The organism is Armatimonadota bacterium (assembly GCA_031459855.1).
Lineage (GTDB): Bacteria > Sysuimicrobiota > Sysuimicrobiia > Sysuimicrobiales > Humicultoraceae > Fervidifonticultor > Fervidifonticultor primus.
Map to the genome: position 1 here is coordinate 1,821,465 of JAVKHP010000001.1, position 13,191 is coordinate 1,834,655.

Consider the following 13,191-nt stretch of genomic DNA (forward strand, 5'->3'; position numbering starts at 1 on the left):
GAGCGTTCGCCTCGCACGCACATGCGACGCCGGCCCCGCACGCCCCGCGGACGGATTCCCCAAGGGCTCGCCATACGCGGGCAGACGCTGGCTAGCGCCCGCCCGCCCGCGGGCCCTCGCGCAACCCCTCGGCCACGCCTTGGTAGTACGCCCGCCAGATCAGGTGGTTGTAGCACTCGCTGCACAGCGGCAGGAGCTGGTGCCGCTCGGCCCACGGCAGCACCGCCCGGACCACCCGCGCGCCGACGCCGGTCCGGTAGACCAGCCACTTGAGCGGCAGCAGCACGGGATGGATCTCGGCCAGCAGCGCCAGGCTGTGCGGGCGGCCGTGCTTGCGCCAGAGGTAGACGGCGTTGCGGCCGGCTTCGCGTTGCCGGCGCATCACGGCAGCCAGGTCGAGCACGTGGACGTGCCGCACGACCGCCGCGGGCTCGTAGACGATGCGCACACCGGCGCGCTTCAGGCGGTAGGCGAGGTCCAGGTCCTCGAAGCCATACCCGCGGAACGTCTCGTCGAAGCCCCCGACCGCCGCGAACGCCTCCCGTGCCACCGAGAAGTTGCGCGCGGCGACGTGGGCGTACGAGAGGTCGTCGCGTCGGCGGGGTGCCAGGTCGGGGAGCAGGTAGTAGGCGCGCATGAAGGTGGACTGCAGCGTGGCAGGGTCCTGCACCGTCCGGCCCTGGACCGCCAGCAGCGCGCCGCCGCGGTAGTGCCGGAGGTGGGCGGCGACGAGCCCCGGCGCGAGGCGCAGGTCGGGATCGAGGAAGAGGAGGACGCGGCCCCGCGCCACGCGCGCGGCACGGTTCCGGGCGACGGCGAGGCCCTGGTTGCGTTGACGGAGGACGCGCACCGGGTGCGGGTGCGCCAGCCCGTCCAGCATCTCGGCCGTGCCGTCGGTGGAGCCGTCGTCCACCACCACGATCTCGAACGCGCCCTCCTGCGCGGCCAGATCGGCGAGCAACGCCGCCAGCTGGTCCCGACAGTTGTACGTCGAGACGACGATGCTCGCGTCGAGCTCCGCTGCAGGCGCGGGCGGGCCGGCTGCGCGCTCCGTGTAGGCGACCGCGCCGGGGTGCCCGGGCGTATCCGGGGCGCGAGCGCTCACGGCGGGTCGCCGGCGGTGCCCGGGTGTGACGCTCACAGCGGGTACCTCGTCGTCGCGGGTGCGCGTCGTGATCGTGATCGCCGGTGCTGGTCGGGTGCGGCCCTCATAGCGGCGGGCTGAACCGACCGTCCACGGCGGTCCAGCCGCCGTCCACCAGCAGCAGCGACCCCGTGACGTAGCTGGCGGCGTCGGACGCCAGGAAGACGATGGGGCCGGCGATCTCGTCCGGGCTCGCCCAGCGGCCCAGTGCTGGCTTGGCCGCGTAGGCCCGGTACCACTCGGGGTGGGCCTTGATCGGCGCCGTGAGCGGGGTCTCGACCACGCCGGGTGCCACGGCGTTCACGCGCACGCCCTGCGGTCCCAGCTCGGCCGCCAGCGCCCGCACCAGCTGGAGCAGCCCGGCCTTCGTTGCCGCGTAGACCCCCTGGCCGGGTTCGACGACGAGCGCGCGGATCGACGACAGCACGATGATGCTGCCGCGGCCCCGCGGGGCCATCACCGCACCGGCTGCCCGCATCAGTCGGAAGTTGCCCTTCAGGTTGACCAGCACGACGCGGTCGAACTCCTCGTCGGTGTACCGCAGCAGCGGTTTCCGGACGTTGATGCCGGGCGTGACGACGGCGACGTCGAGCGCGCCCCAGCGCGCCACGACACGGTCGACCACGTCGGCAGCGCTCGCCGGATCGGTGACGTCGACGGGCTCGGCCTCGGCCTGCCCGCCGTCCTGCTGGATCGCCGCGGCCACGGCCCGGGCGCCGTCGAGGTTGAGGTCGGCGACGACGACCCGCGCGCCGTGGGCCGCCAGGGCCCGGGCGGCCGCCGCGCCGATGCCCGAGGCGCCGCCAGCGACCAGCGCCACCCGGTCGTCCAGCCGAAAGAGCCGTCGGTAGTCCACGAAGGTCACCCTCCTTTCCTCGCGCTCTCGCGTGGCGCCTACGGCGCGTCCTCGTCGCCGGCGCCCAGATAGTACACGATCGTGGCCGCGTACAGGCGGGCCGCCGCCACCAGCTCGTACTCTAGGCGAAGGCGGAGTTCACGCGGCTGCGACGCGTGTCCCCGCGTACAGAGCGTCCGTGACTCCACACCGGGCCCAGACGATCCATTTGGCGAAGTAGCGGCTGGCTTGGAACCCGCTTACCTGCGGGAGAGTGGCCGCCACTACCGAGACCACCGACTACACCGCGCGGCAATAGTGCAAGAGCAACGCCTCACATCCGGAGCGCCACGGCCCGGACGCCCGCGCGGGCGAGGACCTTAGGCACCGTTTCTACCGCCAACAGGGCAGCGCCCAAGATGATCAGAAGGTCCCCGGGGAGCCGAAGCTTGTTGAAGAACAACACTTCGGGACGCTCGTAGAAGCTCAGGGCTCGAGCGGCAGCGTAGTCCGCTTGGACCGCCTCCCGCAGCTGCAGAACCCCGACAGGCGTCACGGCCAGGAACACCATGAGCGCAAGGCCGACATTCATAGCCCAGAACGCCGCCGCGAGTCGGTTCTCGCTCCAGCCCTCCGGGCGGGCATGCCGGAGAGCGTACAGGCTCAGCCCGACGGCCACGAACCCGAAGGCTCCTAGGAACGAGGCGTGACCGTGGGCCACGGTGAGGAAAGTGCCGTGCTGGTAGTAGTTCACCACCGGGAGGTTGATGAGCAGGCCAAGGATGCCCGACCCCACGAACTGCCACAGGGCGCTGGCGACGAAGAAGCGCAACGGCCAGCGCAAGGCCCCAGAGATCTCGGCGCCGCGGGCGAGGGCCCGTAGGGCCGTCCCCAGTAGCAGGAACAGGGGGATGACCTCCAGGGTGCTGAACACGCTGCCGATCCCCAGCCACAGCGGAGGTTCACCAACCCACCAGAAGTGGTGCCCGATGGCCAGGAACCCCGCCAGCAACACCAGAGCCCCTTCCAGGTACAAGGACTTGGTCACGTCCTCCCGGCTCACCAGCCGGAGCCCCGCGAAGAACCACCCGAGCACGAGGATCTGGAAGAACGCGAAAATCCCCTCCACCCAGTGGTGGACCACCCACCACCGCCAGAAGTCGATGACCACCCAGTGGCTGGTGGGCCGGTACGCGAAGCTGGCGTAGAAGGCAGCCGTGATGCCAGCCCCGTTCCACACCAGCACCTGCAGCAGGGGGCGCCACGCGACGGCCGCGCCCCACAGGGCGGAGGCGAGGACCGCCACCCACAGGGTGAACCCCACAGCAATCCCAGCCCGCCACAGCCGCCCCATCTCCAGGTACTCCGTGCCCTCGCTGCCCAGGAGCGGCGATCGGACCCACCCCTGAACGCTCGCGTACACGCCGAGGAGGGTCCCTGCCACGGACAGGAGGAGGACGACCGCGGAGGCGTAGGCCACGGATCGGTGCCACGGCCGCTCCTGGCCGCCGAGGAGCAAGGCGACGTACAGGGCCGCGGACATCCACATCCCCACCACCCACACCACCGCCATGGCGGTGTGGGCCGAGCGCACGGCCTGGAAAGGCAGCACGGCCATGCGCTCCAGCCCCAAGCGGCGGAACAACCCGTAGAAGTCCTCCCGGGACGCGTACGCGTTGGCGAGGTAGCCGCCCGCCAGGGTCTGGAGGAGGAACACGAGGAAGCAGCCTCCCACGAGCAGCAGGGCAACCCGAGCCAAGAAGGCGGGCGGCCGGGCGGCGCGTTCCTCCAAGGGCGGCAGCGCGGGGATGGGCTCCAGACGCACCGCGCCGAAGACCACCACGACCAGCAGGGCCAGGACGAGAACCCACCCCACGGACCACGCGGTCCACAGCACCGTTCCCGGGGTCGGGACAAGGCCCAGCTCCGGCGTGGGCGGGAAGTTGTTGGTGTACGTCCCGTCGCCTCCGGGCCGGGGGGTCACGGACACCCAGGCGGCCCACGCCACGAAGGCCGCAAAAGGCCCGACCTCCTCCGTCCGCAGGGTGTTGGGGGCGATGCCGAGACGCCAGTCGCCGCCCACAAACCGGCTGCGGTACCGGCCCTCGATGAGCTGGTGGGCCTGGACCCAGGGAGCCGGGAGGACTGCGCGGTCTCCGTCCAGCCGGGCCTGTCCCAGGACCTCCCGGACCCGCAGCATCGCCCTCCGCCGCTCCTCGGCGGAAGCCCGGTGGGGAGGTTGGCCGAGCACGCGCTCCGCCACCAAGTCGCGCAGCCAGGCCAGGTACTCCGCCCCGTAGTCGGGCCCGAAGTAGCTGCCGTTCCCGAACAGGGTACCGAACCCCATGAGGTTGCGGCGCTGGAAGACCTGTTGCCCGGCGCGCACGTCCGAAGTTGTGAACAGGACGGCCCCGTCCTCCCCCACGAAGGCTTCGGGGAGGGGCGGCAGGTGCCGGTAGGTCTGCGCCGCACCCCAGGCGAGGACCACGGCGCTCGCGACCACCACCGTCAGGAGCAGAGCGTTGGCCTGTCGCAGGCTCAAATACACACGGGGGAAGATTCAGCATCTGGAGACGGGAGCCCTGCTGTAGCGGCTGTTTGCGGGTCTACACGCGCAGGGGCGTGCTATAGGCCCTATAGGACGATGAAAGCTGCCATGGCCACCCAGACTGCGGCGTTGGAAGGTCCCGCCCTTGCGGAAGTCCGTGAGGGCTTGGCCGCAGTGTCTTCTGTACCCAGGGTGGCCTTCACGATCTTGCTTCTCAGTGTCCGTGCGGGAAACCTCAAGCACAACGGGCGCAGGCGCGCCAGCCTGCGAAGCTCCGGCCGCTTGCCCTCGATGGTGAGCACCGGGAACGCGGCCGAACATGGCACTCCCGTGGCTGCGGTTCTCTCGTGGCGCCTACGGCGCGTCCTCCTCGCCGGCGCCCAGATAGTACACGATCGTGGCCGCGTACAGGCGGGCCGCTGCCACCAGCTCGTCGATGGCCACGTACTCGTCGACCTGGTGGGGCAGCTCGCGCTTCCCCGGTCCGATGGTGACGATCGGGAGGCCGCCCCACGCGTGCAGGAATGTGCCGTCGGTGGCGCCCGGCACACCGCCGTAGCGCGCGGGCCGACCCAGCGCCACTTCGCACGCCCGCGCTACCGCCTGCACGATCGGCGCGTCGGCGGGCGTTGCGATCCACGGGCGGTCCTCGACCAGCTCGAGGCGGATCGCCGCCCGCGGGTCGCCGGCGCGAGTGCCCTCGGCCAGCGCCTCCATGGCCGCCAGCACCGCCGCGTGGTCCTGCCCGGGCACGGTGCGTACGTCGACCGTGACCTGCGCCTCGCCCGCCATGACGTTGAACTGCGGCTCGCCGTGGACCGGGGCGCGCATCGTGGTGGGCGTCACGTGGGGCAGGCCCAGGAACGGATGGCTGCCCACGCGCGCCTGTTCCCGGTGCTCGAGCTCGCCCAGGCCCAGCACGAACTGCGCCGCCCACGGGATGGGGTTGGCGCCCGCGTAGGGCATGGCTCCGTGGGCCATCTTGCCGACGAACGTGGCCAGCACACGCATGGCGCCTTTCTGGTACAGGCAGAGCTCGTTCTCCTCGGGCTCGCACACCACCGCCGCGTCGAACCCCTGGCAGCCTCCGGCGCGCACGAACGCCTTCACGCCCAGCATCAGGCCTTCCTCGTCGGCGAGCGCTGCCAGCCGCACGCGTCCCGGCAGGTCGGGCACGGTGCGGCGGACAGCGTCGAGTGCCACGATCGCCGCCGCCAGCCCGCCCTTCATGTCGCACGCCCCGCGGCCCCAGATGCGCCCGTCGGCCACGACGGCGTCGAAGGGCGGGTAGGTCCAGGCGGCTGGGTCGCCCTCGGTCACCACGTCGGTGTGGCCTTCGAGGATCAGGCCGCGGCCGGGCCGGCCGGTCTCCCAGTCGGCGACCACGTTGGGACGGCCGGGGGCTGCCAGGGAGGTCGACACCATGAGGCCCCGCGCGCGGAGGTCCTCGGCGAGGTACGCCGCGACCGCGGCCTCCGTGCCGGCGGGGTCCCCCGGGCGGATCACGCTGGGGATGCGCACGAGCGCGCACGTCAGCGCCACCACCTCGTCGGGATCCACGGCCGCGGCGGCGCGCGCCGCCAGCTCGCGCAGCGCGCTCACGGCCCGGCCCCGCCCCGCAGCCGGGGATCCAGCAGGTCGCGCAGGCCGTCGCCCAGCAGGTTGAAGCCCAGGACGGCTGCCGCGATGGTCACCCCGGGCCAGATCGCCATCCACCACGCGATGAAGAGCACGTCGCGCGCCTCCTGCAGCATGCCGCCCCACGACGGGGTGGGCGGCTGCGTGCCCAGGCCCAGGTAGCTGAGCGACGCCTCGGCCAGCACCGCGCCCGAGAACGCCACCGTGCCCTGGATCAGCAGCGGCCCGGCGATGTTGGGCAGCACGTGGCGGGCGACGATGCGCCCCTCCGGCGCGCCAAGCGCGCGCGCTGCCAGCACGAACTCCTGGTGGCGGACGGCCAGCGTCTGCGCGCGGCTCAAACGCGCGAAGATCGGCACCAGCACGATCCCGATGGCGACCATCGCCTGCACGTGGCCCGGGCCCAGCGCCGCGATCATCATCACGGCCAGCAGCAGGGCCGGGAACGCCAGCAGCCCGTCCATGACGCGCATGACCACGCTGTCGAGCGCTCCGCCGCGGAAGCCCGCCACGAGCCCCAGCGGTACGCCCGTCCCCGCGCCGATCAGCACCGCGGTGGCGCCCACGGCCATCGCCACGCGGCCGCCGTGCAGCAGCCGGCTGGCGACGTCGCGGCCCAGGCGGTCGGTGCCCAGCAGGTGGCCGCCGCCAGGCGGTGCGAGCCGCCCCGCCGGATCCACGGCCGTGGGATCGTAGGGCGCCAGCCAGGGCGCTCCCAGCGCCAGCACCACCAGCGTCGTCACCAGCGCCCCGCCGGCCACCAGCGGCGGGTTCAGCCGGCGCCGGCGCGGGGGCGCGGGCCGGCCGCGTGCGAGCGGAAGGCGGAGCGCGGACGGCGGCGTGGTCATGCGTAGCTATTGGTGCAGGTGCTGGCACCACGCACGAGCGGGCAGCGGGCGGACGGTCGCGTGGTCACGCTCAGTCGTAGGTGATGCGCGGGTCGGCCGCCGCGTAGAGGAGGTCGACGGCCAGGTTGAGCAGCGTGAACATCGTGGCGATGGTGAGCACGGCGCCCTGCACGATCAGCAGGTCCCGCGCGTAGATGCCCTGCAGCAGCAGCCGGCCCAGGCCCGGCAGGCCGAAGACCTGTTCGATGACGATCGTGCCGCCCAGCAGGAAGCCCAGCTGCAGGCCCGCCACGGTGAGCACCGGGATCAGCGCGTTGCGCAGCACGTGCCGCCGGAGCACGGTGACCTCGCCCAGGCCCTTGCTGCGGGCGGTGCGCACGTAGTCGCGCCGCAGTTCGTCGAGCACCGCCGCCCGCACCAGGCGCGTGAGCGCCGCCGCGCGCTCCAGGCCCAGGGCCAGCGCCGGCAGCGCCAGGTGCCGCAGCCACTGCGCCGGATCGCGCGCCAGCGCCGCGTAGCCCTGCAGCGGGAAGACGGGCCACGCCGCGGCGAAGCCCAACAGCAGGAGGATCCCCAACCAGAACGTCGGGATCGCCAGCCCCACCTGCGACCCCGCCAGTGCCGCCAGGTCGAGCGCCGACCATGCGCGTCGGGCCGCCGCGATGCCCACCGGGAGCGCAACGCCCAGGGCCACGGCCATCGCCGCCATCGCGACCGACACCGTGACGGGCAGCCGCTGGGCGAGCAACCGTGTCACGGGCTCGCGGTACGCGACCGAGGTGCCCAGGTCGACGCGGGCCAGCCGGCCCAGCCACTCGACGTAGCGCACCACCAGCGGCCGGTCGAGCCCCAGCTCGCGCCGCAGCCGACTGAGCTCGTCGGGGCGGGCATCGACGCCCAACATGATGGTGGCCACGTCGCCCGGGACCACCTGGAGCGCCAGGAACGTGGCGGTGGCGACCACGAGGACCGTGGGCACCACCGCCAGCAGCCGCCGGAGGACGAACGGCATGGTCCCCGCGGGCTACGCGGGGACGTGCACGGGCGCCGCGGGGGCGCGTCGGGCCGCCGGCTCCATCACTTCGTCGTCTTCCGGAAGTCGAACGTGTCGATGGCGTAGAGCTGGCGGAAGTCGCGCACCGACCGCTGGGTGCCCATGTAGAGCACCGGCGTGCCCAACGGGATCAGCATCACGTCCTCGGTCATCTTCTTGAGCGCCTCGGCGTAGATCCGCTTGCGGTGGTCGGGGTTGGTGGTCAGGCGGCCGGCGAGGATCAGGTCGGCCACGCGGGGGTTGTCGTAGCGCACGTAGTTGGGCGGTACCCTGCTGGGGTCGCCGAACCCCGCCAGCCGGCCGTCGGGGTCGAGCTTGCCCGTGTGGCCGATGATGGTCAGGTCGTACTCGCCGCCGGCGTAGATGCGCGACAGCCAGAAGCCCCACTCCACGACGCGCGTGCGGGCCACCACGCCCACGCGCCCCAGCATCGCCTGCACCAGCTGACCCGCCTCGATGTGCGCCTGGTAGGGCTGCGGGAGGGCCAGGTCCAGCGTCAGCCCGCTCCCGTACCCGGCCTCGGCCAGCAGCCGGCGCGCCTGGTCGGGGTTGTAGGGGTAGGGGTCGGGGATGTCCACGTAGTAGGGGCTGGTGACGTCCATGAAGACGTTGGAGACGAGCGACTCCCCGCCGTAGGCGGTCTTGAGGACCTGCTGGCGGTCGACGGCATGCCACAGGGCCCGGCGCACGCGCACGTCGCGCAGTGCAGGACGGCTGTGGTTGGGCGCCAGCACGTTGATCAGGCTGGTGACCTGGCGCAGGACCCGCACGTTGGGGTTGGCGCGCACGCGCGGCAGGTCGAGGAACTGGATGGCGTCGATGGCGTCGAACTCGCCTGCGAGCAGCCCCGCCACCTTCACCGCCGATTCGGGCACGAAGCGGATCAGCACCTCGCGCAGCCGCGGCTGGCCCTTGATCCAGTAGCCGTCGAAGCGCTGCAGCCGGATGAAGGCGTCGCGCTGCCACTCGGCCACGGTGAACGGCCCGGTCCCCACCGGCCGCGTGCCGAAGTCGTGGCGGCGGGCGATGAGGTCGGCCGGCAGGATGGCGCCCCACCCGTGGGCCAGCGCGGCGAGGAACGGCGCGAAGCGCTCGGCCAGGGTGATGCGCACCGTGAGGGGATCGACCACCTCGATGGTGCGGATGCTGCCGAAGTCGCCGCGCTTGGGCGACCGCGTGGCCGGATCGAGGATGCGCTCGAACGTCGCCTTCACGTCGCCCGCATCCAGCGTCTTCCCGTGGTGGAACTTCACGCCCGCGCGCAGCCGGAACGTCCACACCAGGCCATCGGGCGAGACCGTCCACGACTCGGCCAGCGCCGGGACGAGCTTCCCCTCGTCGTCGGGCTCGACCAGCGTGTCGTAGAGGCTCTTGTTGACCTGGAACGCGAGGGTGGCCGCGGTCGCCTGGGGGTCCAGGGTGTCGGGCCCACCCGAGAGGGCGAAGACGAACCGGTCCCGCGGGGCCTGTGCGCCCGCCGGTGCGCCTCCGGTCAGGGCCGCGACCACCACCACGGCCAGCGCGACCGCTGCCAGGGGACCGTGCGCACGTCGCACCTGCACGCTCCTCGTCGTCTGCTGCATCACCTGCGTGCCCTCCCTTCGGTGGCGTCGCGTCCCTGCGCGACGCCCAGCCCCGCCCGGGCGAGCGACCGATGGGCGGCGTCGACCGTCGCGGTCTCCATGACGACGGTCTGCACCCACGGGGGCAGGTCGCGCCCCAGGTCGACGGCCTGGCTGATCTCGCCGTCGCCCCAGGCGAGGTGGTCGTCACGCCGTCCGCGGTTGTCGTTGACGTGCACGTGCACCACGTCCCGGTCGGCGAGCAGAGCCCGCAGCACGTCGGGGCCGGCCAGGTAGGCGTGGGCCACGTCGAGGCACAGGCGCAGCGCCGGATGGGCCACCCGCTCGAACAGCTCGCGCAGCTCCTCGTAGCGCACCCCGTACGCGAACCCGATGCGGGGCGCACCATCGGCCAGCGCCACCGCCGGCATGTTCTCGAGATAGAGGTGGATGCCGGCGGCCGCCGCCGCGTCGGCGCACCGGCGCAGCGAGGCCACCGCGTGCGGCAGTCCGGTCTCGCGTGGGAAGACCTCCTGGTAGGGCGGGAGGCCCGGGTGCACGACCACGCCCCGCGCGCCCAGCCGCGCCGCCTCGTGGATCGTCGCGATCACCTGCGCCACCGACTCCTCACGAATGCCCGGGTTGGTGCTGGCGATGTTGATGCCGAGGATGGGAGCGTGCAGCGAGACCACGCGGCCATGGGGCCAGGGCACGGGCGGCGGCCACGCGTGGGGCGGCTCACAGAGGATCTCGATGCCAACGTCCGCGGCCAGCAGGTCTGCGGCCGCCTCCTGGAGCGGCCGACGGACCGCCGCAAAACTGGAGATCGCCAGATCCACGTCTCACGCTCCTCACCCCGCCCGGTGCCTGGCGGGTCGGGTCGTCATGCAGCCCCACTGCAGCATGGTGCCGCCGCTGAGTGGCACCCTGCCGGGTGCGGGACGGTCCGCGTCATCATGGGGCGCAATTGCACACGCTCCGTAGACGCCGGTCCCCCGCCGACCCGGGTCCGGGAGTAATCATACCACCACGGCCCTGGTGGCCGAACGCGCCTTCCTGCACCCTGTGCACACCCCGTCTGCACCGGCGCCCGGGCGCGATGCATCCGAGGCACAGGCCTCCGTGCGTCTGGTCGGGCGCCGTTCTCCGCGCGCCTGTTCAGGCGGGCTGCAGGTCCGGGTAGCCCGGGACGCCGCCGAGGCCACGGGCTGCGCGCACGGCACGGCGCGTCGCTTCAGCGACCGCCTGCGCGCAGGCCTCGCCCAGGCCGACGAGGTCGCCGGTGGCGTGCACGCCCGTCGCCAGCGCGAAGACCGTGTCGCCGTCGAACAACGTGTGCGAGGGCGCGATCGCCCGCGACAGGCCCGCGTGTCCCTGGACCGCGAGGCGCCAGCACTGCGCCTTGGTGAGCGTCGCGGACGTGGCCACCACGGCCAGGGTGGTGTTGGTGGCGAACACCGCGTCGGGCGGCCGGCGCAGCAGCGCACGCGCCGCGTCCGCGAAGCCCCCCTCGGGCGCGCGGGCGCCAGCCAGGATCGTCCCGTCTTCGGCGCGCACATCGCCCAGGGCGTTGACCACCACCAGCGCGCCCACGACCGTGCCGTCGTGCAGGCGCACGCTCCAGGTGCCCACACCGCCCTTCATCGCGTAGGCGGGCCCCAGGATCTTGCCCACGGTGGCGCCGGTGCCGGCGCCCACGCTGCCCTCGGCCACCGGGCCGTCGGTGGCCTGCTGGCACGCGCGGTAGCCCATGGCCGCGTCGGGCCGGGCCCGCGGGTCGCCCAGGCCCAGGTCGAAGATCACGGCGCCGCACACGATGGGCACCCGCGCCACGCGGGTGTCCAGGCCGCAGTCGCGCTCCTCCAGGTAGCGCATCACGCCGTCGGCCGCGGCCAGGCCGAACGCGCTGCCGCCCGCCAGCAGCACGCCGTGGATCCGCTGGACCAGGTTGCCCGGGTGCAGGACCGACAGGCCCAGCGTGCCCGGCGCGGCCCCGCGCGCCTCGCCTGCCGCCGTGGCGCCGCCTTCGCAGAGCACGACCGTGCAGCCCGTCAGGCCCACGAGGTCGGTCTCGTGGCCCACGCGGATGCCGGGCACGTCGGTGATGGACGTCATGCGGCGACGGCGTTGGACGTCATGGGGCACTGCAGGCCACGACGGTCGGGCACACGCCGCGACTCTTCGGGAGGGCGGGCGCGCACCCCTTCCCCAGACCATCCTCCTGTAGCGCCCGCGCCGGATGCGACGCTGGGTGATCTCAGGGTCTTGCGCCCGACGGCGTGAAGGTCAACGACGCGATCTGGCCGATCCGTCCCGGCACGCCGAGGCGCAGACCGTTGACCGTGAGGTCGGCCGCCCCCGCGTTTCCCGTCCTGATGTGGATCACGCGACGGGCAGTCCACTGCCGGATCTCGCCGGCGCGCACGACGCCCTCGAAGACCCGAATGCCGTCGACTGTGACCCGCAGCCACGACCTGCCGGTGGCACTCAAGATCACGCTGACGCCCATGGTCGCGTGGCCGCGGGCGGGCAGGGCGCTCCGAGGTGTCTCCGCAACCTCGCCGGGTGCGCCGTTCGGGCGAGCCCCCACGTGCGCGGGGCCTGTCGGAGACCGGGCCTGCGGGGGCAGTTCGGGGGAACCCGAGCGGCCCATAACGATCGACGGCGGCGCGGTAGCACCAGCGGCTGCGGGATCCGCGGCGTGCGTCGCCGGACCGCCTACCGCGATCGTGTCGCGGTCGGCGCCGGCGGGCGCGACCCCACGATCCAGGGCACCGGCCCCGTCTGTCGGTGGAGAGACAGCTCGATGCTGCGCGACGGCCAACGACCGGAGAGAACGCCCCGGCAGGTACGACGCGCCAGCGGCGGCGAGGAGCACAACTGCGCCCACCACCGCCCATCCCCTCGGGCGTCTGCGCTGCGGCCTGGACGGGCCGGGCAGAGCTCGTGCGTCCGGCAGGTGCCGCACCGCATCCGGGACGAGCCCCACACGCGCTGGTCCTGCGCGCAACATGCCTGCACCCGCCGCCACGTCGGCGGCGGGCGGCGGCTTCCGGAGGGTCGGCCCGGTGCGCGCGCCGCCTCGGAGCACATGCCGGACAACGCACACGCTGCGTGCGCGTGCCCGCAGATGGCGGGGCAACCGGTAGAAGGCCAGGCACCGCGCCAGGTCGGTCTCCAGATCGCGGGCGGCTCGCTCGCCTTCTGCCACCCAGCGAGCGCGCCAGGCGCGGAAGCGGGCTGCGGCGGCCTCGCGGTCGCCCGCCAGGAAGATCCTGCGGGCCTCCTCCGTGCACCCCGCGTGCCTTCGACCGTCCACGCTGCGCCGCATGACGGCCAGCCGGTGAGGGATGCTGTACTGGATAGCGACACCCGGGAACGTCGCTTCCACGGCGCGCACCACCGCTGGCGTGCCGTCACAACACACCAGCACAGGGGTAGCCGTGCCGGCCCGGAGTTCCTGGAGCAGGCTCGTCCAGGCAGGGGTGTCCACGCGTGCGACGCGACGCAGTCCCGCCACGGTGAGCGTGCCATCGGGAGCCACCGCGAGTGCGCACAACGT

At 73.1% G+C, this 13,191-nt stretch carries 10 protein-coding genes; all 10 read right to left on the reverse strand.

Annotated elements, in window-relative coordinates:
* Window positions 1–91: 91 nt before the first annotated feature.
* The 10 genes from QN157_08305 to QN157_08350 all read right to left on the reverse strand — a co-directional run bounded on the left by QN157_08305 (window position 92) and on the right by QN157_08350 (window position 12,138).
* Window positions 92–1,141, reverse strand: a complete 1,050-nt coding sequence (locus QN157_08305; GenBank protein ID MDR7555593.1) for a glycosyltransferase — start codon at window positions 1,139–1,141, stop codon at window positions 92–94.
* 67 nt (window positions 1,142–1,208) lie between these two features.
* Window positions 1,209–2,000 (reverse strand): SDR family oxidoreductase, encoded by a 792-nt coding sequence (locus tag QN157_08310; protein ID MDR7555594.1) that lies wholly within the window; start codon window positions 1,998–2,000, stop codon window positions 1,209–1,211.
* A 313-nt stretch (window positions 2,001–2,313) separates the two neighbouring features.
* Window positions 2,314–4,521 (reverse strand): cbb3-type cytochrome c oxidase subunit I, encoded by a 2,208-nt coding sequence (locus tag QN157_08315; GenBank protein MDR7555595.1) that lies wholly within the window; start codon window positions 4,519–4,521, stop codon window positions 2,314–2,316.
* 360 nt (window positions 4,522–4,881) lie between these two features.
* Window positions 4,882–6,129: a M20 family metallopeptidase gene (locus QN157_08320; GenBank protein MDR7555596.1), complete on the reverse strand. Its 1,248-nt coding sequence runs from the start codon at window positions 6,127–6,129 to the stop codon at window positions 4,882–4,884.
* A complete protein-coding gene (locus QN157_08325) occupies window positions 6,126–7,013 on the reverse strand; it encodes an ABC transporter permease (GenBank protein MDR7555597.1) in 888 nt (295 codons plus the stop codon). Before QN157_08325 ends, QN157_08320 begins: the two co-directional genes overlap by 4 nt.
* A gap of 70 nt (window positions 7,014–7,083) precedes the next feature.
* Window positions 7,084–8,025, reverse strand: coding sequence for an ABC transporter permease (locus tag QN157_08330; GenBank protein ID MDR7555598.1), 942 nt, complete (start codon window positions 8,023–8,025; stop codon window positions 7,084–7,086).
* A gap of 65 nt (window positions 8,026–8,090) precedes the next feature.
* The gene (locus QN157_08335) at window positions 8,091–9,623 is read right to left on the reverse strand and encodes an ABC transporter substrate-binding protein (protein ID MDR7555599.1); all 1,533 of its coding nucleotides are present in this window, start codon (window positions 9,621–9,623) and stop codon (window positions 8,091–8,093) included.
* A 26-nt stretch (window positions 9,624–9,649) separates the two neighbouring features.
* Window positions 9,650–10,468: a sugar phosphate isomerase/epimerase family protein gene (locus QN157_08340; GenBank protein MDR7555600.1), complete on the reverse strand. Its 819-nt coding sequence runs from the start codon at window positions 10,466–10,468 to the stop codon at window positions 9,650–9,652.
* Between the two features lie 319 nt (window positions 10,469–10,787).
* Complete coding sequence (locus QN157_08345; GenBank protein MDR7555601.1) at window positions 10,788–11,744, reverse strand: P1 family peptidase; 957 nt, start codon at window positions 11,742–11,744, stop codon at window positions 10,788–10,790.
* A gap of 142 nt (window positions 11,745–11,886) precedes the next feature.
* Entirely contained in the window at window positions 11,887–12,138 is a 252-nt protein-coding gene (locus QN157_08350) for a DUF4115 domain-containing protein (protein MDR7555602.1), read from the reverse strand.
* Between the last annotated feature and the right edge of the window lie 1,053 nt (window positions 12,139–13,191).

Coding starts and splice junctions, on each gene's coding strand:
- QN157_08325 (MDR7555597.1), bottom strand. CDS start 7,013: ATGACCACGCCGCCGTCCGCGCTCCGCCTTCCGCTCGCACGCGGCCGG.
- QN157_08330 (MDR7555598.1), bottom strand. CDS start 8,025: ATGCCGTTCGTCCTCCGGCGGCTGCTGGCGGTGGTGCCCACGGTCCTC.
- QN157_08345 (MDR7555601.1), bottom strand. CDS start 11,744: ATGACGTCCATCACCGACGTGCCCGGCATCCGCGTGGGCCACGAGACC.
- QN157_08350 (MDR7555602.1), bottom strand. CDS start 12,138: ATGGGCGTCAGCGTGATCTTGAGTGCCACCGGCAGGTCGTGGCTGCGG.